The organism is Blastocatellia bacterium (assembly GCA_035275065.1).
In the GTDB taxonomy this organism is placed as follows: domain Bacteria; phylum Acidobacteriota; class Blastocatellia; order UBA7656; family UBA7656; genus DATENM01.
In genome coordinates this window covers 1-22,208 of record DATENM010000138.1, presented here as the reverse complement: position 1 = coordinate 22,208, position 22,208 = coordinate 1, and the positions used below count along the sequence as shown (strand labels likewise).

The following is a 22,208-nucleotide window of genomic DNA, read 5'->3' as shown; positions in this document are numbered from 1 at the left end:
TGTATATCAGGCGAGGCGTAGAACGTCCGAACGCTCACCATGCAATCCTGGCGCACGGCGGGCCATTTTACGGCTGGCTACCTATGGCTTTTCTTGGGTAGCGTTCAAACAGGTCGCGCCAGTAGCGGGCAGCCTCAGACTCGCTCGCCGGTAACCCCACCGCCATGTCCTTTCTGAGCTGTTCCCACATTTTTGCGTCAAGGTCATAATCAGCCGCCGTCATCTCGCGGCAATAAAGTTCGCGCGTGGCTTCGATGCCCGCTTGTCGCCATAGCGGCTCGCGCAGGCTTTCGTTGTACTCCGGCACACTCTCTTTAGCCAGCCGGCTGAAACAGCGCCACACGCTCACCGTCTCCTGTGCCAAATCCTCGCGGCTCGCCGGATGCCCGAAGTATTCCCGCTCTGCCTGCCATTGGTCTATGTCGGCTTTGAAAACCTGAAGCGCGAGCTTGAGCAAGCCGCCCGTCATATCGAAGGTCGCCCGAACGTAGGCCAGGAACAAATCAAAAACCGTTTGGCTCAGCTCGCAAAACTCGCGGCTGTTGTGGTAGGCCCATTGGTGTCGCCTGAGTGCTTCCCTCTTGCCAGGGAGAAAAGACGGGTGAACCGGCGGCAGGCTGTCTTTTACCCCATTCGCCCGGTCAAGCCTACGTCCCATGTCATCGTTCGCCACAAGCCACCTGCCAAAGATCACACCATCTATCGGGTCGGCTAGTTCGCGGAAGCGGAGCAATCCATTCTGGTAAGACGGCTTTATGCTCTCAGCCTTTGCCCAGAATTCGGCCTCCAGGCTCTTTACCCTCTTTCCTAACGCCAATGTCATTCGCTTTTCTCCGATGTTGCCGAACTAAAGCCCCTTGAATGAGCCGACGGTGACGCGGCGCGGGTACTGTTCACAGATGGCACGGAGTTGCGCGGCGACCTCGCCGGCAGGTCGGCCCGCTTCCATGTCAGCGGTCACTTGCCGCCACATTTCCCATTCGGCTTTCACATCATCGCCGGTCATGGTTCGCCCGTACACTTCTTGTCCGATGGCAAGGGTCGCGCGCAGCCACAATTCATCATGGCCTTCGTCGGGATGAGCTTCTCTCTCACGCTCCAATCGCGCCCACAGACGAACTAAGCTATCGGCCATTTCTTCGCGCGTGAGCGGAAAGCCCACGTAGGCTTGAACCGCCGTCAGCTTGTCTAAATCGGCGCTGAACGCGCACAGGGCGATTGCCAACGCGCCGCCGGACAAGTCGTAAGTCGCGCGGACGTGCGCGGCGAAGGCCGCCATCTGCGCCTGTGATAACTCGCGGTATTCTTGGCTGTGGTGCAGCGCCCACTGCTGACGCCTGTAGGCGCGCGGCTCGTCGGGCAAAAATGCGGGATGGATCGGCGGCTGCGCCGCTTCCAGTTTTCCCGCCCGCCCGTCTCTTTCCAGGGCCGCCGCGTCGTCACTGATCCACACGTTATAGATCGGTATATCAAGCGGTGTCACCGCATCGAGAACGTCAAGGAATTCGCCGACGCCGGGCACTTCAAAGTGCTGCGCCTTCGCCCATAGTTCATCCTCAAGCGCGGTGACTTTCTTTAGTAGGCTCCTGCTCATCTCGCCCCGTAGATTCTTTCAATCTTCTCAATTAAGTCCGGCGAGACCTTCAGCCTGATATTGCCACTGCCAGGCCAGGGCAGAACCATCTCGACTGTTCGCGGGTCTGGTTTGGAGTCGCGGGCCTGCTGCTCTAGCTTTTGCACTCTGTTCTTGATGCTCATTTCTTATCCCCCATCACCTTTTCGAGCGCCGCCAGCCGTTCGGCCAGGTCTTCGACTTCGACCGCTTTTATAGACAACTCCAAGACGGCCCGCGCCGCTGACACTTTCGCCGCGTCGCTGGCCTTTGTGCTTTTCATCACGTCGCGCAAGCAAGTCACCGCCTCGCCGGTCGCGCTCTGCAAATGAGCAATGGATTGCCTGACGGCTTCGCGGCGCGCGTCCATATAAGCGGCCTTGAAGGACAGCTCTTGTGACCAGCGCCACAGGGTAGTTTCGCCAATACCAACCGCCGCCGCCGCGTCTTTTAGCGTCGGATGTTCGAGCAGCGCCAGCAGCGCCCGCGTCTGCTTCGGGGTCAAAGAATCTGCCGTATGGTTTCCATTTTCTTTCATTTCATTTCATCCGGCGCGGTTCGTCGCTCGTCAGCATCAACCACGCGCCGCCATTCCTTAGGCTGTCGTAACTCTGGCAGCCGCAAGGCCCCACTTGTCTTGTTCCCCAGCGCAGGGTTGCGCGCACGTTAGTAGCAAGAATTTGTTGAGCCGGATTGGTAGCGATTGTTTGAGCCTGAGAGTCTGTCGAATCTGCGTTCGACCTGCTGCGATTGTAGCACGATTATCAATGGCCTGCACCAAAATGAACTGATTCTCATTGACAACCAAAGTGCCGCTGATTACATTAGCGCCGCCCGTTCATTGAGGTTCACAGTAATGGCCAATCAAAAGCATCTCGACATACTCAAGCAAAGCATAGAGGTGTGGAATAGATGGAGGAGAAAGAATCCTAAGATAACGCCAGACCTCAGTGGCGCAAACCTCGTTGACGCAGACCTTAGTGGCGCAACTCTCATCGGCGCAAACCTCAGCCAGGCAACCCTCATCGGCGTAAACCTCAGCGGCAGGAACTTTAGTAGCCAAAACCTCAGCGGCGCAGACCTCCGCCAAGCAGACCTCAGCGACGCTGACCTCCGCGATGCCGACCTAAGCGGCGCAGACCTCAGCAGCGCAGGCTTGCGAGATGCAAAACTAGCTGGTGCTACAATCGACGGGACGACTTTTGCTAATAACGATCTTTCCTGTACCAGAGGACTAGAAGTGGTCGAACCTGTAGGCCCTTCACATATCAGCACCAATACACTTGTCAAATCAAAGGGTCAAATTTCCGAATCGTTCCTGCGCGGCTGCGGTTTAAGTGATTGGGAAATAGAGAGCGCGAAATTATATAATCCTGATTTGAGCAACGAGGAAATCAACAACATTCAATACAAAACCCATGATCTTCGGGTGCTGCAAGCTATTCAAATCAGCCCGCTATTCATCTCCTACAGTCACAACGATGTTGCATTTGTAGATACGATTGAAAAGCATCTCACCAAGCAAGGTATCCGCTTCTGGCGTGACGTGCATCATGCCGTCGCCGGGCGGCTCGAACGTCAGATCGATGCAGCCATCTATCTGAACGATGTTGTCTTGCTCGTCCTATCAGAACATTCGACCTCTAGCGACTGGGTAGAGCATGAAGCCAGGAAAGCGCGGGAAAAGGAAAAGAAGACCGGCAAAGATGCACTCTGTCCCGTCGCCTTAGACGATAGCTGGAAGACCTGCCGCTGGCCTGAGCGATTGCGCGAGCAGATCATGGAGTACAATATTCTCGACTTCTCGAATTGGCAGGATGATGTTTACTTTCAAAGGATGTTTGGCAAGCTATTGGAAGGCTTGAATCTCTTCTACAAGTAAAAAAGCGCCCGACTCACTGAGGAATCGAGCGCCGGCCCAAGCCCCGGCTCTGAGGCTCGTCCTCCGGCGTGCGCTACTCAATCACGCGAAGGATACGGGCCAGAAAATACGCATACCGTTGCGACACCATCGGCATCGTTTTAGGTAACAGTTTAGGTAACAAAACCGTCCTAAATGGGCTGAAATGGGGTGGCATCAGGTGGGATAAACTGTTGAAAACAGAATACGGGCCAAAAGGTTCTTATGCTCATAACCCAAAGGTCGCAGGTTCAAATCCTGCCCCCGCAACCAATATTTTCAAGGAATTAGGGGCGGTCATCAGGCTGCCCCTTCTTCTGTTTTGACCATCTTTTGACCACTCTGCTCAGAGTAGCTTGCCAGCGCTTCCACCGCCCTCATTTTCCTGAGATCTGTGGCATGTGTGTACCGCTTGGTGGTCTGGAGGCTTCTGTGGCCCAGCACCTCGGCAATCGCAAACGCATCTGTTCCTGCGTCGGCCAGCCTAGTGCCGGTGGTGTGCCTTAGATCGTGAAATCTCAGGTCGTTAATCTCGGCGTCCCTGCAAGCGCTCGTAAACCCTCGCTTGACTTCCGACAGGTTGATCCCTGTCTTCGAGTTGGTGAACACATACTCGTGTTCTCCTCCGGCGCGTTGCAGTTCCAGCAGCGTTTCACGAACTAGAGAATTCATCGGCACCTCCCTGTCGTGGCCGGTCTTTGTGTTGGTCACATAGATCAGCCCTCGTGCGAAGTCCACGTTCTGCCACCTCAAACCCAATAGCTCGCCTCTGCGCATTCCCGTGTGGATGGCCAACACCACCACAGGCTTTAAGTGGGATCGCCTGCCGGTGAGGACGGCAAACAACCTCTGCTCTTCTTCTAGCGTCAGGTAGCGTTTTCGCATATTGTCCAGCCTGAGCTTCTTGACCTTTCGTGCAGGGTTGCTCTCGATAATGCCGTTGTCCACAGCCATCGAGAGGATTCTGGACAATACTTCAAGCTCCCTGTTCACCGAAGCAGGGCTCCTTTGCTTGCCGTGAATTGTCAGCGACTCCCGCCGCTCCTTCTTGAATCTTTCAATTAGGAGAGGAGAGATTTGCGCGAATGTTTTCTTGCCGAAGAACTCCCTGAACGTTTTGCAGTAGAGCTCGTCATTTATTGGGCGTCTCTTGTTGAGCCGCGCCCAGGGCAAGTAAACATTCTCGATGAATTCGGCAAGCGTCAGCGTATCCGCCTGCGTGTTGTACTTTCTGTCAAAGACCTGATTTCTGATCCTGACTTCTGCGGTCTCGGCCTGCGCTTTCGTGCGGGCCTCGGGGATCACTCCCCGGTATCTTGACCTCCGGATGCGGAAGTCGTAATACCACCGCTGACCGATCTTTCTTACAGCCATGACACTTCCTTTCCAGTCATAGCCACTGACCATGCAAGGAAGTTGACTCCAATATACATGAACTTCATGAGGCGTTGCGAGAATTATTTTGCGTCCAGACCAGGACATCGTCGGCTAAAAAGATAGTCCGGCGTCCTGCCTTGCGATGGGGGATCGTGCCCTGGGACACCCAGTCATAGACCGAGCGCGGCGAGACCCGCAGGAGTTGGGCCACTTCCTCTACGGTGAGGAATTGGGGTAGGGTGAGCTGATTATCCATTGTGGTGTTCCTTGTTTAAACGTCGGAGGGAAGCCTGCCAGAAGTCAGGCAATGACGTAGGATTAATGATTTGGGGCAACGGGTCGGACCGTTGTCATGGCGCATGCTAGCATGCAGACAGAATCTGTCAAATGGCTTACAAGAAAGGGATTAACCAACGATTATATTGATAGCTCCCGGCATAAACTTGGCTTGAATAAGCGGGAATTAAGCTCAAGTTAATCCACCAATGGAAATGCTCCATATTCCTGGTCGATTTCCTCGGGCAGCTTGCCAAACGGATTGAGCTTGGATAGCTCGACAAGAACAATCAGCAGCACATCTACAAAAAGTGGCAAATTCAGAATTACATTTGCCATACAGCAATTCCTAGAGAAATTTAAAAAAGCATGACATCGCTCCAATATGCCGGCAGGCTTTGGGTAGTTGGAATAAGAATACTTCCGTTGTCATACCTTCGCCCGGAGAAGTGGAAGCGAGCTACACTTACGTGATTTGAATCTTCAAAGCCTTCTAGTATTCCTGGGCCATAATCCGGGTGGACAACGTGTTGCCCAACAGTCAACTGACTAATTGGATATTCGGTTCCCTCCTGCGGAAGCAATGAAAGTAACTCCTCCGCCGCAGTCAAGATAAATCTACTCTCTATTGTGCGAAGGTTGTTCACAGCAATCTTCTTAAAAGCAGTGCTGCTCTCTTGAGTTATAGACTCATATTCTAAGATGAATCGGTGCTGAGTATTCCAGATGCGCTTGGTTACCGCGAGCAAATCTTGTCCTTTTTGAAGGCGACGCACGCTGTTCCACTCTGCCCGATACGCATATGAATTTCCAAAATCATCAGCACAGGTTACTATTGCTTGCAGATGGCTCTCGGGATCGACTTTACTGCTGATAAATTTGATTGGTTCTACTGCATAAAAACACAACTCAGAAAGATGTCTTGAATCATCGCTTTCATAGAGAACAAAAAGCTCAAAGGTTATTTCCCCATTGGTTGAAGTGCAAATTGATTGGGTAATAGTGTCTGCTGCTTTGGGTGTAAGAATGCTTTTTACAAGTTGAGAAGGCCCCACAGAGTGCTGCATTTTACCCAGCTTTATATGACTCCTATTTGGAACGCTCAGTCGAGAGACATATAGGAGATCATCATACCCTGTTACCTTCAAAGCATAATTTAGACGTAGCTGTTTGTAATCATCTATTTCCTCTTTCGCTCTTGTCGAAATCAACTCATCTACACGATCACACGGACAGCTAACATGACGGAGTGCTATAGCCCGCATCATTAACCAGAGCTTCGACGAAGAACGCCAATACCTCAAGGAAACGCTTGACGTGACGAACCGGGTCAAGACCCTAGAAGCCGATATGCAGAAGATCAAAGAAGCATTGCATATCAGATAACTCGCCACCCTATGCTTACCGAATATAACCGGCCCGCGCCTGCCGACTACGGCCAAGTACCGGAAGAAGGCGAAGCAGCCCACGAGTATTATGCAAAGGCGCTAGAAGCCTTATTTAATGTATCGAGGTTTCGAGAACATCTCACGGGCCAAAACAGCAAGAATATCGAAGCGGCAATTATTGCCCTCAACTTTATGCTTGCTGATGATTATGAGGAACTCTTACCGGAAGGTCAGACCGCTTCCCTACTGCCCCCGGATCAAGATGCCTATGAGGATTATAAGCGGGCGCTAGGCACTCTTGAGCAATACATCCAGGAGAACAAACCAGCGCACTAACAATCACCCTGCAAGGAACCCGACGAAAAAGAGCAAGGGCCACTCCCCTGCTCTTTTTGTTTGCGCTTTCCAATCGCGGAGTATGACATATAATACTCGGCCAGAATTTCTGATCGAGGTTAAACAACGTGGGCATCTTTAAGAAGCTTTTTAAATCGCCTCCGCCTGAACCTGCCAAACCTCAATATCCAGCTTTAGAGCGATGCTCAGCTAAGTTAGAAGCGTTGCTAGAAGGAGAAGCCGAGCGGCTTCGGGCGCTCGGAATCCCGATCCCTGAAATAAAAACTGACGCGGTTATACGGAAAGATACATACACACAAAGCGCTGACGGAAAATCTTGGACCGGCACAGCCACGTTCTTGTTTTTCCCCACCTTTGCCCTGCCGCCGCACCTAATGTTTAGAGTGCAGAGACTTCCCAATAAGCGTTATGTTGAAAATGAATTTGAACTGTACCTGGTCTACTTTGTCAGTGCTGATGCCGAGACCATTAAGCAGATCGAGCAAGAATTTGAAGACGGAAGTTTGCCCGCATTAGTAGAAAACAACCGAGGGCAATGGTTAAACCGCGACCCCTATGCACTGTATAAGGCAGTAATGAAGAAAAAGAGTATTTGGGATCGGAACCCCGAAATGAGATGGACAGCAGATGAAAAAGACCTAAAGGATATATCTAAGCACCATTCTTATATACCACCGCTTGAAGTAGTCGAAGGAATGACCCCCGACGAGATGACCCTATTTCACCGGCGCTATTTATTGTGTAATTGGCTCAGTGCGTTCATCAGCGACACCGAAGAAAAAGAAATGTTTTCGCGCCGCCGCTCTTATGATAATGATCAAATATATATTGGTGCTCCATCATACTCAGTATCACACTCAATGCTTCACGAAGCTTCCCTGCCCTCCAGGGACTTACCAGAGCACGTGGTGTGGCTCAAAATCACCCCGGCCCTTGATTCACGGCCAGCGGTGATGCGTCAATTTTTAGATAGCCTGCGAGAGATTCCACGTCCTATTCTCTTTGAGATCGTCAGCCACCAAGGAAGCATTTATTTCCAATTGATGTGCGCCGCTCAAGACCACAACTTCATTGAGCGCCAGCTCCAATTATATTTCCCTTCGTTTACAATAGCGGAGCTTCCTAATGCAGTAACCACCGCGCCGCTTTATTCCTTTGATGCCTACCCTTATTCTTCTACCGAAAGCTTCAAAACGAGCACGGATTTTACGATTGACCCTAACCAGCAGCTCTTTACCATTCTTGCTGACACCGCTCCACACGACTACACCAGTGTACAATTTTGCTTTGCACCACTCGATAAAAAAACGATTCGGATGTTCATTGATTTTGCTAAGGCCGAAAGTGTTTCTGACCGAGCATTGAAGCCCCTGGAAAAAATCCAGCCTGCCTGGTTAGCGGGCCTGCGTGTTTTTGCCAGCCAGCCAGCGACATTAGAGGCAATCAAAACAACCTTCCTTAAGCAATTTGAGGCCCTACAAAAACAGTGGACCATTTTAGAGACCAAACGGCTACCATCCAAAGACCAACGTACAAGCCCTTGGGGAATTGTGAACACTGCTGAATTAGTTACCTTTGCCCACTTCCCGGATAAGACTGTCCAATGTGATTTGTTGGAGACTGCCCAAATGAAAGCCAAGCTGCCGCCCGACCTCTACACCAAAAAAGGCGTTGTTATTGGCACGTCCACCGCACGCGGCCAAACCAAGACCGTTACCATTCCTGATTCAGTGCGCGACCGCCACGCCTATGTAGTGGGCAAATCTGGGACTGGCAAATCTACCCTGCTCTTTAACTGCATCCGGCAGGACATCGAGCGCGGCAATGGTGTGGCCGTCATTGATCCACACGGCGACTTGGTTGAAGAAGTGCTGCGCTACATCCCCCAGGAACGCATCGAAGATACGATTTACTTCAACACTGCCGACAAAGAACACCCGATAGGCTTAAACATCTTGAACGCCCAGGACGAGGATGAAATCGGGCTATTGGCCGATGACCTGCTCATCACCTTTAAGCGGTTGAGTGAATCGTGGGGCGAGCGAATGGAAAACATTTTGCGCTATAGCTTCCATTCGCTACTGCGGGCCGAGGGCGCCACGTTCCTCGACCTCAAAACCTTGCTCCAAAACCCGGACTACCGGCAGCAGGTGGCCGCTTCATCAAACAACCGGATGCTGCGCGATTTTTGGGCGCTTGAATATCCTAATTACCCCAAAGACGCAGCCCAGCCGATCCTAAACCGGATGAGCAAGTTTTCACTCTCCCCTACCCTGACCGGCATCCTTGGCCAGCCCGATTCGAGCCTCAATTTTTTTGACGTGATCCAGAATAAGAAAATCCTGTTGGTCAATATCTCAAAGGGGCAAATCGGAGAGGACACGGCGCAGCTCTTAGGCTCGCTCATTGTCTCCCAGCTCCAGCTCGCGATTATGCGCCGCGCCGCGATGCCCAAAGAAGCACGAGACCCGTACTATCTCTACGTTGATGAGTTCCAGAACTTCACCACGAGCGCCTTTGAGAAAATTTTAAGCGAAGCCCGAAAATACAAGCTCTGCCTGACCCTGGCCCACCAGTACATTTCCCAGCTCGACGAGCGCACCAAAAACGCGATCCTGGCCAACATAGGGACGATTGTGATGTTTCAGTCGTATCCGGCAGACGCGCAGGCCCTACGGCCAGAATTAGGCCAATACGAGCCAACTGACGTAACCAACCTGAACACGGCCAGCCACGAAGCCCTGTGTAAGCCCTCGACCCAGAGCAAAGACACCTTTATGCTCCAGACCCTCGCGCGGCCGCCGAAGCCTGAAAGCCACGCCAAGCAGATTATCGAATACACCCGCGAGAACTACGCCACCACGCCGATCAGCTACGACGCGCCGGCAGTCGGCCACTCCCCTGCTCCCCAAGCCGTAGCGCCGGCGATCCACTACCCGACGCGGCCAGCTAGGGCGCTGCCCAAAGAGTTTGCAAACCAGGGCGACAGAATCTTGCACTACGTCAGCCAGGCCGAGTGGCTGGCCACCCCGCAGATTCACCAGCTTTGCTACTCGCACGTCAAAGAAGAATCGCGCAAGTCAAACGCCAGCCGCGACCTGAAAGCCCTACTCGAAACCAAGCGGGTCAAGTTTCAAAATTTTGGCAAAGAAAAAATCTACTACACCGGGCGGCAGCCCAATCCAACCACGCACAATTATTCAATCCGCGATTTATTTGCCAAAATTTTGGCGAGCGATTACGAACTGGCCGAGGTCAATTTCTTCCCGCAGCTCCCCGGCCTCACGCCCGATCTGGCGGTTTCATTTTTGAATGATGACGGATCGCAGACCAAAACATTTTGGGAGTATGACGCCGGCACAGAAGGTATTGCAGAGCTGCTAAAAAAAGTGTCGCGCTATGATTTATTGGCCAAGGATTCTCTCGTGGTGTTTGTGTTCAATACCAAAGAAAGGTGCGGCAGTTTATCAAGGCAGCAGGAGCTACACGCATAGTCTGTGCAGTCATCAACGAATTTATGACGCTTGATGACAAGGCGTTTATATCCACAGCCGGCGGGGAAAGTGCGAGCGGAGCGAGCGGGCTATTCAGAGAATAAAATTAAGATTGATAAGTGAGTGCAAGCGACCAAATTTGCAACAGTTGCAGACTCGCGAGTGATAACTGACTTATCGATCAATTATCAATCAATTGTCATACTGTTACTGCTTGAATTGCAGGCCTTTTGTGAAATAATCCTTCCTCAGAAGTCATTCCCAAAGATGTTAAAAGGCAAGAATATCTTTGACCATTTATTGACCAGAATAGTCAGAAACAGGCGTAAATCAGCAGTACCCCTCGCAATGGTCAGTGGCTATAACTTGTAGAGATTTCAACCAATTGCAGCTATTACGAACTCAGCCGTAGAGCCTAAAACCTGGCTCATAACCCAAAGGTCGCAGGTTCAAATCCTGCCCCCGCAACCAACATCGAGGGCCGCAAGGCCCTCATTCCATTTGGGTTAGTAGTTTCTGCCATGTCGCGTTTAACTCGCCTTCTCACTGCTCCAGGTCACAAGTAGGTCACAATTGTTCAAGAGCTCGGCAGCCACCACCTCAATCATGTCGCCGACCGCCTCTGTATCCACATGCACGTAGATGTCTGAGGTCGTTGATTCACGCGAGTGGCCCAGCGCCTTCTGAACCCCCTTGAGGTTGCGCGTCTTTGCATAGGCCACGCTCCCAGCCGTGTGCCTGAAGATGTGGAAGCCGAACTCCCTGTCTGATCGTTCAATGCCGAGCGCATCCATTGCGGGATACAACACGACGTTTCTCAGGTGATCGGGGTCGAACGGCGAACCATCCGCTCGGCAGAAGATGAAGTCATGTGGTCGAGTAAATGCCGACTTCATTCTCTCCTGCCTGAGTAGATCCGACAGCACGACTGGTAGGCGCAGGACGCGCTCGCTGGCTTTCGTCTTCGGTGGCTTTAGCGTGCCCCGCCAGAGGCTATGCGTGATCGACAGCTCTCGCGTCGTGAAGTCGAAATTCAACCAGCACAGGCCGAGGCACTCGCCCAACCGTAACCCCGTGGTCGCCAGCAAAACAAACAACACCTTGTATTCTTGTGGAACTTGGTCGATGATCGCCCTCAGCACTTCTACTGAAAGCACGGGTTTCTCTTCGGCCTCGTACTTCGGCTTATGGAGCTTGCTTTTCAGCGGCTTCGATTCGATCACCTCGTACTGGTGGGCAACCTCAAACATTGTGTTCAACAGGGCATACAAGTTAGAGGCGTACTTGGGTGAAGCCTTGCCTCGCAAGCCATCAAAAAACACCGTCATGTCGGCAGGCGTGATGTCGCTCAGACGTCTGTCGCCGAACGCCGGCATGAGATGCGTTTTAATCATGCTCTGGTAGCTGTAGATGGTTGAGGGTTGCAACTGCTGGTTCTCCTGGTAAGACTTCCACAACCCTTCAACGAAGCCGCGGAACGTCTCGCCTTTAGTCTGCTTACGTGGGTTGTTGTTCTGCTCATTGATCCGCTCCATGAACGGGCCGGCTGCTTTGAGCGCTGCTTTCTTGTTGTTTTTGTCGTAGCAGCCTTCCAGCTTGGCGCGTTTCAATGACCACTGGCCAGTTTGGTGGTCCAGCTCCCAATACCTGACTGTCCACTGCCGGTTATGCCATTGGACATTTCCCTTCTGGTAGCTTCTTCGTCGAGCCATCACAAACTCCTTTCGTGAGGCTCGCGTCTTGTTTTCCACGTATAGCTATACCTCGTCATCATCGTCGCCGTCAATGGGAGAAGGGTGCCCGATTTGCCGTTGTAACCACTCTCTGAACTCTTCCGATTCGGTGTCGAAACGTAACCTATTCAGGCCCGGACATCGAGGTGGTGGATCAAATGCACCCGCCCTCGTACGTTTGTAGACCCAGTGGATTGAGAAGCCGACAAACCTTGCGAGACGAACTGGCCCCCAAATGCGCGGGCCGGGCAATTGAAGATTTGAACTCATAGCTTTCGAAAGGCACAACACCTACTGCTCGTAGACAGACAAGAGTCAGATATACTAACGATCATCATAATAGGGGCCGCTCCGATGAACCTACCCGATCGCTGTTAATAGCACGATCACGCAGGGCCAAATCCTTTATACGAGCTCGTGTTTCTGGCTCTACCTGACCTCAGAAACCCTTGCCTGAGGATTCCTTCCTAGCCCCTGCAAGCAATGGGCCGCAGTTGCGCGGTTTCCCCATTCTTACCAGCAGTACCTTGAATAAATAGATTTCTTGTCGGCTGAGATTAGGAGCGAACAATTTTCGGCCCACCGCGGCCCAGCCCGGACCGCCGGCCAGCCCGGTGAAGGTTGAGAGCTTTATGTGAAGAGACAGTCTCTCTTTGAAGAAGGGGGACAGACACTCAGGCGGCAAAAAGCATAGGTCATGACGTAATCATATCGGGCTATAAAGCGTGACACCGGACCGCAATAGATTAACCAGAGGCGCCGCGGTTGAGGTATGATTGCTCGCCGTGATTGCCGGGAGTTATAAGCGACAATCAATCTGCTTTGCCTTCAGCATCTTCGAATGCTTGACTCCACCCATTGCGCTGCATACTCTTTACAGCGCACATGACTGAAAAAGTAGAGGAACAGACTCTCGGAAAAGCCATCCGCAAAGCCAGGGCTGAAGCCGGCCTCAGTTTGAGGAAGCTTGCCGGCCAATTGTCTAAACATCCTTCCTATATCAGCGATATAGAAAACGATAATAGGGTTCCCTCCGAAGCGGTGCTTCAGGATCTGTCAACAATCCTGAATATCAACTTTGATCATTTGATGGCTTTGGCAGGGCGTCTGGGCGAAGGTACCGTGGAATATGTGAGAAAGCATCCTACGGCGGGTGTCATCCTGAGATTGATATCAGCCGCCGACTTGCAAGAAGAAGACCTCAGAAAGCTCCTACAAGCTACGGAGCGGATCTGCCGGAATAAAGGAGTGGATGCGAAAAGCAAGGTTCGCTCCGGTAAGGTAAAGCAGGTGGTTTAACTATCCTTAATAGAGGGCTTGGGATTGTGATCAGACTCTTCCCCAAATAAAGGGTCTCAGCTGTATGCCCGCTACTAGCTCCATTCATCGTCTGCATTCACCAGCGCCCGATCTTATAGCAGCATGTGCGTAAATGCTTCCTGTTGACAGACAGGTGTATACGCTATATCGTTTGTCGGCTAGTATGCAGACAAGAGAACAAAAGTACATGAATCAGGATACCCATGGCTACTGACCGTCAATACGTACTGAGCGGAGTGCTCTTGGCGCAGCTTATCGGAGATGCCGCGACCCTGAGCCGTTATTTCCTCCTTCTGAGACGGGTGTTCCCGAGGCAAAAGATGTAATAAGGCCAGGCGGCAAACTCTGGCTGACCCGCACCCCAATCGCCCTTGAGCTGGCTGAAAATCTGCGATCCGATAGCAGCTTGACGGTCGCGGCTCGCGTTACTTCTGATGTTCCGGATCGCAACCGGAATATACTGATTCCTGGCGGAACGACTGCCATGATTTCTTTCCTCACCGCACCGAAATTGCGGCGGTTGGTGAATGTTCCGTCAGACGAGATTTGGGTCACCTTGATTGATGGGCGCCGGCTGTTGCTCCGGGGCGAAGTAAAAGATATGAGGGGCTTCTCAGAACTGAAGGCAACCGTGCATAGGCGCGGCGGCCAGTGCTTTTTCGCGAAGTTCCTGCGCGGCAGCGGTTGCGTTGCTGCGGGATTTTTGACCTGGAATAATGATCTTCGCGATGCTTCTCCTGTCATAAGCGATGTACTAAAAGACAATCCTACATCCGGCGAAAACGTCCTGGAAGTGCGCGCGGGCACGCCGTTCTTCCTGCAATTGCGTTGATCTCATCGGGCTTCCAGCGGCGCAGAGGAAGACGAGAATTGGTGCCAGAATCAGGCTTGAGAGGTACACAATTATGACCAACGGAGCACGATTTTCTGTCTCGGATTCGCAGAATGACAGAAGGGCGAATGGTGTCGGAGAGAACTGGCTCAACACGCTCGATCCGGGGCAGCGGCTTCTCTGCTTCGCCTCGCTTGTGCGCGTTTTCACACTTGGCCAGGCGGCGCGTTATGCCTGGGGTAGCGATGCCCGCGCCGCTCGCAAAGTTCTTGAATCGTTCGTCTGGCAACGCCGCTGGTTGAGGGTCATGAAGAATTCTCCGTTGCCGAAAGACTGCGGCGGAGGCACAACGGATGTCTATTACTTGACCCTCGCGGGCATCAGCCATCTGAAAAAAATAGCGCCAACTTTGGCGCGGTATGCGCGCCGGCAACCGCCTCGCGGCGTGCTGCGTCAGCGAATCCCACACGACCTGCTAATCGCTGAGGCCTACCTTTATATCCATGAGCGTTGTCTGATCCTAGAGTTCATTCCGGAGGAGACGCTGAAGAGCCGACTCAGGAAAAATGGCGGGCGGCGCACCGAGAATGGCGATTCTGGGAGCAACCGCGAAGCTACCGGTGACTTCAAGGTGCGTGTGGTCAAGCGTGGTCAAGAGGGAGCCCCCTGCTGGGTTGAGTGCGAGGTATCTTTGCACTTAGACGCAGACCAGATCGCAGCCAAACCAGCCGCCATGGTTTGGTTTACTGCCAGCAGGCAGCAGTCTGATATCATCGAAACGGTGCATGGGCTGAAGGCGATTCTGCTGGCGGATGTGGTGCGCCCATGCCGCCCGAAAGGTGGCGAGCAGACCGTTGCGGAAGTGGCTGCCGAGCGCGCAGGGGACGATGGGACAGCACCTCCTGTGCAGCGGCGAGAGCACAGAGGCGGGTTCAATGAGGCGCATCAAAGGGTGCTAGAAGCGCTCAAGCTGTTGGGCGGCTGTGCCACGGCAGAGGCCATTGCAGGGGTGCTGCGAGGCGAGCGGAGCGGCGTCAGTCGCACCCTCAAGGAGCTGGAAACGACAGGAAAATTGCGGCGCGAGGACATCCATTTTCATCCTGGACGAGATCGCGGCAGGCCAAGAGGTTTGTACTTGGATGCGCACTCAGAGCCCCAATCACTTGGTTCAAGGTGGCATCGATTGATGTTGTCCCAGGTCGTGGTTGTGAGCACGAGTAGTGGGTACAGGGTGCACGCCTACGATGGGATGATGGGCGTAGTGGAACTCCGATATGAAACATATCTGACTGAGCCGCCGTTGATCTTTCTCATCGATGACCCGCAGGTCGCGGTGAGCGAAATCAGTAAACGTTTGGCACTCACCCGATCACGATACATTAACGCAAGGGCCACGGTTGTTGTCGCAATGATAGCTGAGGAACGGATGAGTGAGTTGTACAGGCTTGTTCCACAAGTGGAGATTTATGATGTTTCTCAACGCCTCGTTGGTGAATAATCCGAGCATCATTAATGCATTTGGCGTCTACTCTCTTCCGCACCGCTAGTGCATTGCAGATGACTAACTGATGCTTTCAGTGGTGCACGAGCCGTTCATCTGCGGTGAACGAGAAAACGCATCGGCGATGAACCGCCAGAGCTTCAACTGAATATAAATCGGCCTCAAGGCCCAGTTGATGGCCGCTTGATCTTCACAAAAATGTCGTCCCAAAATCCCGCCGATATTTTTGTAAGCAAAAAGCCCTCACAAAAATCCCCAAATAAGATAAGCTCCTGACTAGCAACAACATAGCACCTCCTCACAAAATCCGGAGAGTAGTAGGGAGGGCAGATGTAGTAGGGCTTTGTAATTGGATCGAGATGGTATGAAGGAACTGAGCGTCGCGGGTGTGCGACATCGCAGCGGCTCAAGGGTCACTGGCGGGATTAGTCTGAGACTTTCTTCATTGCCATGCGCAGGCGTCGACGGTGTCGTGGAAGATGAGATTAGAGAGACGGTGCGCCCCACGGCGGAGTTGTTCGTAGTCGGGAGAGCGGTAAAAAGTGACCAGAGTTCAGCCTCATGAAAAACGATCTGCGAAGAGGGCGCAGCGTCCGGCGAGTATGGACTAGGCCCCCGCGATCGAACGATTGCAGGCGCTGTGGAGCAGGCATATCTCGGATGATCCGATCCTGGTACCCAGGCAGTTGAGAGTGCTGCGCCCGTGCCGCCCTCTTCAGTCTTATGGATTGCGCCTACCAGTCATGACGCATCACTGTCGGGACGGTCCAGCCCGCGGTTCCGGGATAAAGCCAGGTGTGCAATTCCGGCCCCTTCCCCGCCGCTAATCTTGCCAACGTCGCGGCGTCCGGCGGGGTGCTGGGATTGTCCAGTGGGCAGGTCCAGTGAAGCCGCCCGCCGTAGTCTTGCGGCCACAGGTATGGGATCCAGGGCGACAACTCCCGGCGGGTTGACGACACGGATTGCAACAGGCCCGTAATGGGTTCAGGCGCCGGCGGGATGCCTCCCCTCTCGCCTGCCGATATGTCTCCGGCTGCTTCAGCAATTATCCATTCCTGCCGATGATGTTTGGTAGCCAGCGAGTGAAGGTGCTCGCGAAGCTCCCGGCAGGCCTGCTGGATGTCATATTCGAGAGCGGCGATGCGATCCCACCGTTCGTAGTTCAAGTCTTCATTGGCCATCGTCCGCAAGAGGAGGCCGCGCAACGGCCCGACCCAGGGTTCTGTCTCATCGAGTACGTTCGCCAGGTCAGCTAGCGACACGTGGGCGATGAAAGGGATTTGGATTCTCGTGATGTCCAGGACCTGCTGACGCCCGGTCGTCGAGGGGACAGACTCCTCTCGCCGCGCCACATTCACGACACCGCCGAGGAAGCTATCGACGAGGAGATTGTCAGTCCAGCCGACTGCTGTTTGTGTGCACCCGACGAGGGCGGCTGGCAAGACCACGAGGCGGCCCGTCTTGAGTAGCGGGAGGGCTTCACTGGCAAGAAAAGCCACAACCTCTTGGGGTAACGGGTTCGCCCAAGAAAGCGCCGGATACCATTCCTCGCGGATTATCGAGCCAGCCGCCACCGAGTAACCGTGGCCTCCGAAATCATCCGCGCCATCACCGTACGCCATGTGCATCGGGGTGATGACCATTCCGCTCCCCAGCTCGCCTTTCCATTTCACGACCACGGTCTCAAACAACGGGCAGAGGACTCTTGCCCACTGGCGGATGTCATCGACCGTCCGAGCGTCAACCGCTATCGCGGCGTGAGGTCTCGCACGGATGGCCGCGGCCACCCTTGAGAACCCGCCGCGTCCCCAGAAGTCGAAGAGTTCAGAACACGGGGACGGGTCACCCGGTTTCCCCTGCCACTCCTGCCACCAGGATACCAATGGCACAAGCTGTTCAGAGATGGCGGTCCGGAGCCCCCGCTGCGTTGCCTCACGCTGGATTTTCAAAGCGTCAGCGGACTGGAACCAGTCAACGGTGAGTTGCACAACATTGCCCAGGAACCGCCGGAAAGCGCGTGGCCGGGCCTTGGCTCCTTCTGGCAGTCTCGAATCCGCCAGGAGGGCGTCTACGGCTTTAGTTGCTTCCGGGAGATGTCCGCTCAGGGCGAGCGCCTCAGCCTCCTCCTCTGGGGACATCGATGAGGATGGAGTGGCTGACTTGATCAGCGGATACGCTGTGGGCGGTCAAGGTGTTATAACGCTATACTTAGGTAACGCAGGAAACATTTTCCCGAACATGCCTGAATCGAAGGCGCGCAAAGATAATATTGAGTCTTCGGATTCTCCCCTGATTCCTTCTGGCATGGTTCTGCCGCTTCCAGAGCCTCCTGACTTTTTGGGCACGGGCGACTTTGATGGTGATGGCCACAAGGACATTATTGCGGCGGCGAAACAGAGCGATCATTTCTACATCCTGCGCGGGGATGGGCGCGGCGAATTTGCCCAGGCAGCGCCGGTTGATGTCGGAGGTAACCTCACAACAATGTTGGTCGGGGATATGAATCGCCGCGACGGCCTAGAGGATGTGGTCGTCGCCGTGCGAAACCGATCGGGCTCACAAGTACGGGTGTATGAAAGCCCCAGAGGCGCGCTGCACGCCCCCCGAAGACATCCCTCTGCCAGCGGAGGCCACTTCGATGGCGCTCGGACAACTGGACGCCGAGTACGAGACAGACCTGGCTATTGCTTCAGGAAAGGAAATAGTCATCGTTCATGGCCGCGACCGGAAGCTTGCCTTAGCCAAAACTCGTCGTGATGAAGTTCAATCTGCATGAGTGACTTCTCAAAGGTTTAATTATAGTATCCGTTCGATAGTGATCGGCGATTTCACCGCAGACTCTAGTACGGCGTTAGCTCTGCTCGGTAATGATGGCCTCGTACACGTTTTAGAGCCGGAAACCTCTATCGCTCGCAGAAGAGCTGGCCGGCCACAAAGTGAGTTCGTCGGATGGCGGGAGAGGGTGGTGCCGGATCGGCACTGGACCAGTTCAGCCTTTTTACTTAGCGCAAGAGCTTCTAGCTTGCCTAAGGAGAGCATCATCGTTCTTGACCGTGAGAACCAACAGATTGTCTTGCTCGAAGAAACGCCCCTCGGTCAACAGGCCTGGTCTCAGCCCAGGGCGGGTAACTCACCTGGTCTCACATCTGTCACTTTGGGCGTTGAAGGTCAGCCCTCAGCGGTTCTCCCGATGCGCTTGAGCGGGGATGCATTGAGCGATCTTATCATTATGAGGTCAGGCCGGACTGCGCCAACAGTTGTCTTCACGCTACCACTCTCTACTTTCGTCGTGACCAATACAAATGATGACGGCAGTGGCTCTCTCCGGGCTGCGATGCAGAGTGCGAATCAAAGTCCGGGGCTGGATGTGATCACCTTCCGAATTGGCCAAGGGCCGCAGACCATCAGGCCCCAGCAAGCCCTGCCGATAATCACTGACCCCGTCATTATCGACGGCACAACTCAACCGGGCTATGCGGGCAGACCAATCATTGAAATAACCGGGCGGGATACAGCCCCACAAGACGGGTTCGTAATCACCGCCGGAAACAGTGTCGTGCGCGGGCTGGTCATGAATGGGTTCAGCAGCCCTCCAGGGTTAATTATCGGGTTCGCCATCAGGTTGACGGACGGCGGGGGGAATATCGTTGAGGGCAATTATCTTGGCACCAACCTGAGTGGAGACGCAGCAGTTCCAAACGCCTTCGACGGCATCATCATAGCCGGGTCGCGCGATAACTTGGTCGGGGGCACGGTCGAGGCTGCGCGCAACGTAATCTCTGGCAATATACACAAAGGCGTGCTGATCATTAATGGGCTTCTCCCGAATCCCGACTTCCAGCATATGAGAGCCTTCAGCGGCGCGACCAATAATAAGGTTCTGGGGAATTTTATCGGCACTGACTACACTGGCACTAGCGACGGGGGCTTTGATATCAACGCCTCTGCGGCATTAGGCAATGGGGATGATGGGATTGGTATTTTCGGCTCAGACAACAACTATATCGGTCTACCCGACGCCGGAGGCGCTAACCTCATTTCTAACAATGGCGGAGGAGTGGTGGCTACAGCGGCGTGGCGATTACCGATCAGGGGTCCAATGGGGCGGCCGGCAATTTAGTGCAGGGCAATCTGATCGGCACAGATATTTCTGGCACGAAGTCGCTGGGCAATTATGACGAAGGGATAGTCATCGCCGATGACCCTGATATCAATAGCACCGGCAGCGCGGCGAGCAACCTGATCGGAGGGACAACCCCGCGGACGCGCAACGTGATATCGGGTAATGGCCGCAGTCCCGTACCCGGTAACCGCTATGGTATTCAATTCCAGGGATCGCGCTCGCATGACAACCTTGTGCAAGGCAATTTTATTGGCACAGACATTTCCGGCACCGGTCGCCTTGGCAACGGCGAAGGCGTTCTGCTCAACCATGAGACTCGTCACAACACGATTGGCGGTGTGCTTACGGGGACACGGAACGTTATTTCAGGGAATCAACGGCATGGGATCATCATCTTTGACGGAGCGACCGGGAACCTAGTTCAAGGGAATTTCATCGGCACCGACCACACGGGAACCGGACGACTCGGCAACGACTTCAGCGGCGTGAACACCGTTCAATCGCCCGGGAATATAATCGGCGGGGCCGAGGACGGGGCGCGTAACATTATCTCGGACAACGACTATGGTGTTGCCGTCGGACTGCGACCCAGCGTCCCCATATCAGGCAAGTTACTCATTGGTGAACAGGGCGTAACCGTACAGGGCAATTACATAGGCACGGATGTGGCTGGGAGTTCCGACATTGGGAACCGGCGCTGTGGCGTTCTAGTGGACGTACAGACAAGAGAGAATCACTCATAGGAAACTTGATTGCCTATAACGGACAGCCTGGCATCTGCATCCCGAACACATCTGTTGTTCCCAACAATCAAGGCGATCCTGGAGTTAGTATCGAGATCAGGTCGAACTCAATCTTTGCTAACCGCGGTCTGCCAGTAGACCTTGGCGAACCCGGCCTGAATGTGAATGATTACAAAAACAAAGATGGCGACGTTAAGCCCTTCCCCGCCAACAAACTGATCAATCATGCGGAATTGACTGCTGTTATCCCTTCGGCCGCTGCCACCTCCTCAGCCAATGCGCTGAATACAGCGGTAACCGTCCAAGGTATCTATAAAGGCAAATCGCTAACGCATTACCGGTTGGAATTTTTTCAGGGTTGCGGCTGCGCCGGCGGAAATGAAATCTGTAACATAGATAGGAACCAGCCGCCGCTTCACTTTGTGGAGGTGAATACGGACGATGAAGGAATTGCGTCTTTCACTACCGTACTCACCTTAAACCTGAATTTGGGACAGAGTTTCATTTCTTGTTCAGCGACGGACCCAGAGAATAACTCGTCGGAATACTCCCCGTGTATTGCTGTCGATGGCCGAAGCCCAACATTTATTCCAGCCATAGCGAAGATAGGCTTCGATGGCAAGAACATCATTGTCGAAGGAGAGAACTTCGACTCAGCGACCGCCCTGTTCATTGATGACGTAGAAATGAAGACCCGCAATGATCAAGAACGCCCGAAAAACCGGCTAATCAGCCCGAAGGCGGGTAAGAAAGTAAAAGCTGGCCGGGAGGTCATTCTTTACACCAAGAACGGTGACAGCACCCGTTCAGAAAGATTTTCGTACACGCGCGAGTGACGCAGAGGCGGCCACGCGACCGGATGATAGTTCTTCGCAATCCTGTAAGCGCAGCAACCAAGAGGACGCCTCAGTGATAAAAGCGTACTCATTAGATTTATGCCCGCGCCTTTAAGTCTATGAGCAAGGGCAAGGCAGGAGTGCAATCCTTACAAGAATGCTTGGTCCTGAAGGCGCATGCTAGCCGTAGAGCGGCGCCACTCACGCTTCATCGACAAAGGCAGCTTCGATTTGACGCTCACATGCATCTGTGGAAGAACGCGTAAAGGCGCGTCCCTAGCTCTACAATAATGCGTACAGGAGGGATTTATGTTTAAGACGAAAGGCCCCTTCTCCCTTTGCTCCTATAGATTTTCTTCCTGATTTTCTTGGCTTGCGCTTCCAGCTTCTGTGCTTCACCCTTCCTATTCATGTGCCTCAGCAGAGACGAGTATTGCTCTAATATTGCTGCAACGTTCGGATGTTCATTCCCAAAAGCCTTTTTGGATATTCCCAGTGACCGCCGAAAGAGAGGTTCAGATTTGAAATATTTCTTCTGAATCATATAAAGGATAGCTAAGTTATTGAGCACTGCTGCAACGTCAGGATGGTCGGGGCCTAATACCTTTTCAAGAATGGCTAAAGATCGCAGGTATAATGATTCAGCTTCGGCATACTTGGCCTGCTCGCGGTATAAGGTCGCTAAGTTGTTCAGGCTTATGGCCACACTAGGGTGC

General features: G+C 53.4%; 20 protein-coding genes. 10 read left to right on the top strand and 10 right to left on the bottom strand.

Annotation, left to right across the window (positions count from 1 at the left end; translation table 11 throughout):
- Nucleotides 1-67: 67 nt before the first annotated feature.
- The 3 genes from VJ464_25885 to VJ464_25875 form a co-directional block, all read right to left on the bottom strand.
- Nucleotides 68-823 carry a hypothetical protein gene (locus VJ464_25885; GenBank protein ID HKQ08579.1) on the bottom strand — a complete coding sequence of 252 codons (756 nt, stop codon included), beginning with the start codon at nt 821-823 and terminating at the stop codon, nt 68-70.
- Nucleotides 824-847: 24 nt separating this feature from the next.
- Nucleotides 848-1,594 (bottom strand): hypothetical protein, encoded by a 747-nt coding sequence (locus VJ464_25880; GenBank protein HKQ08578.1) that lies wholly within the window; start codon nt 1,592-1,594, stop codon nt 848-850.
- A gap of 160 nt (nt 1,595-1,754) precedes the next feature.
- Nucleotides 1,755-2,150: a hypothetical protein gene (locus VJ464_25875; GenBank protein ID HKQ08577.1), complete on the bottom strand. Its 396-nt coding sequence runs from the start codon at nt 2,148-2,150 to the stop codon at nt 1,755-1,757.
- A 165-nt stretch (nt 2,151-2,315) separates the two neighbouring features.
- Here VJ464_25875 and VJ464_25870 point away from each other — a divergent pair, with 165 nt between their 5' ends.
- A complete protein-coding gene (locus VJ464_25870; GenBank protein ID HKQ08576.1) occupies nt 2,316-3,494 on the top strand; it encodes a toll/interleukin-1 receptor domain-containing protein in 1,179 nt (392 codons plus the stop codon).
- 318 nt (nt 3,495-3,812) lie between these two features.
- On the opposite strand, the gene VJ464_25865 is transcribed toward VJ464_25870, so the two are convergent.
- The 4 genes from VJ464_25865 to VJ464_25850 all read right to left on the bottom strand — a co-directional run bounded on the left by VJ464_25865 (nt 3,813) and on the right by VJ464_25850 (nt 6,376).
- A complete protein-coding gene (locus tag VJ464_25865) occupies nt 3,813-4,886 on the bottom strand; it encodes a tyrosine-type recombinase/integrase (protein ID HKQ08575.1) in 1,074 nt (357 codons plus the stop codon).
- 64 nt (nt 4,887-4,950) lie between these two features.
- Nucleotides 4,951-5,145 (bottom strand): helix-turn-helix domain-containing protein, encoded by a 195-nt coding sequence (locus tag VJ464_25860; GenBank protein HKQ08574.1) that lies wholly within the window; start codon nt 5,143-5,145, stop codon nt 4,951-4,953.
- A gap of 218 nt (nt 5,146-5,363) precedes the next feature.
- Nucleotides 5,364-5,504 (bottom strand): hypothetical protein, encoded by a 141-nt coding sequence (locus VJ464_25855; GenBank protein ID HKQ08573.1) that lies wholly within the window; start codon nt 5,502-5,504, stop codon nt 5,364-5,366.
- Between the two features lie 20 nt (nt 5,505-5,524).
- Entirely contained in the window at nt 5,525-6,376 is an 852-nt protein-coding gene (locus VJ464_25850) for a hypothetical protein (protein ID HKQ08572.1), read from the bottom strand.
- A 186-nt stretch (nt 6,377-6,562) separates the two neighbouring features.
- Between VJ464_25850 and VJ464_25845 the strand changes: the two genes are divergently transcribed.
- A complete protein-coding gene (locus tag VJ464_25845) occupies nt 6,563-6,889 on the top strand; it encodes a hypothetical protein (protein HKQ08571.1) in 327 nt (108 codons plus the stop codon).
- Nucleotides 6,890-7,017: 128 nt separating this feature from the next.
- Nucleotides 7,018-10,404, top strand: a complete 3,387-nt coding sequence (locus VJ464_25840) for a type IV secretion system DNA-binding domain-containing protein (protein HKQ08570.1) — start codon at nt 7,018-7,020, stop codon at nt 10,402-10,404.
- Nucleotides 10,405-10,934: 530 nt separating this feature from the next.
- Here VJ464_25840 and VJ464_25835 read toward each other — a convergent pair.
- On the bottom strand, nt 10,935-12,116 hold the full coding sequence (locus VJ464_25835; protein HKQ08569.1) for a site-specific integrase: 1,182 nt from the start codon (nt 12,114-12,116) through the stop codon (nt 10,935-10,937).
- A 906-nt stretch (nt 12,117-13,022) separates the two neighbouring features.
- On the opposite strand from VJ464_25835, the gene VJ464_25830 reads away from it, so the two are divergent.
- From VJ464_25830 to VJ464_25820, 3 genes are all read left to right on the top strand, one after another.
- Complete coding sequence (locus tag VJ464_25830; protein HKQ08568.1) at nt 13,023-13,436, top strand: helix-turn-helix transcriptional regulator; 414 nt, start codon at nt 13,023-13,025, stop codon at nt 13,434-13,436.
- Nucleotides 13,437-13,941: 505 nt separating this feature from the next.
- A complete protein-coding gene (locus VJ464_25825) occupies nt 13,942-14,289 on the top strand; it encodes a hypothetical protein (GenBank protein ID HKQ08567.1) in 348 nt (115 codons plus the stop codon).
- A gap of 73 nt (nt 14,290-14,362) precedes the next feature.
- Nucleotides 14,363-15,787 carry a hypothetical protein gene (locus VJ464_25820; GenBank protein ID HKQ08566.1) on the top strand — a complete coding sequence of 475 codons (1,425 nt, stop codon included), beginning with the start codon at nt 14,363-14,365 and terminating at the stop codon, nt 15,785-15,787.
- Nucleotides 15,788-16,524: 737 nt separating this feature from the next.
- Here VJ464_25820 and VJ464_25815 read toward each other — a convergent pair.
- Nucleotides 16,525-17,481 carry a hypothetical protein gene (locus VJ464_25815; GenBank protein HKQ08565.1) on the bottom strand — a complete coding sequence of 319 codons (957 nt, stop codon included), beginning with the start codon at nt 17,479-17,481 and terminating at the stop codon, nt 16,525-16,527.
- Nucleotides 17,482-18,428: 947 nt separating this feature from the next.
- Here VJ464_25815 and VJ464_25810 point away from each other — a divergent pair.
- The 4 genes from VJ464_25810 to VJ464_25795 all read left to right on the top strand — a co-directional run bounded on the left by VJ464_25810 (nt 18,429) and on the right by VJ464_25795 (nt 21,492).
- The gene (locus VJ464_25810; protein HKQ08564.1) at nt 18,429-18,566 is read left to right on the top strand and encodes a hypothetical protein; all 138 of its coding nucleotides are present in this window, start codon (nt 18,429-18,431) and stop codon (nt 18,564-18,566) included.
- 246 nt (nt 18,567-18,812) lie between these two features.
- Nucleotides 18,813-19,910 carry a hypothetical protein gene (locus VJ464_25805; GenBank protein HKQ08563.1) on the top strand — a complete coding sequence of 366 codons (1,098 nt, stop codon included), beginning with the start codon at nt 18,813-18,815 and terminating at the stop codon, nt 19,908-19,910.
- Entirely contained in the window at nt 19,865-20,656 is a 792-nt protein-coding gene (locus VJ464_25800) for a hypothetical protein (protein ID HKQ08562.1), read from the top strand. The genes VJ464_25805 and VJ464_25800 overlap by 46 nt, the downstream gene beginning before the upstream one ends.
- Before the next feature lie 5 nt (nt 20,657-20,661).
- On the top strand, nt 20,662-21,492 hold the full coding sequence (locus tag VJ464_25795; protein ID HKQ08561.1) for a hypothetical protein: 831 nt from the start codon (nt 20,662-20,664) through the stop codon (nt 21,490-21,492).
- Between the two features lie 313 nt (nt 21,493-21,805).
- Here VJ464_25795 and VJ464_25790 read toward each other — a convergent pair.
- The coding region (locus VJ464_25790) for a tetratricopeptide repeat protein (protein ID HKQ08560.1) at nt 21,806-22,208 on the bottom strand (403 nt) is incomplete at its 5' end.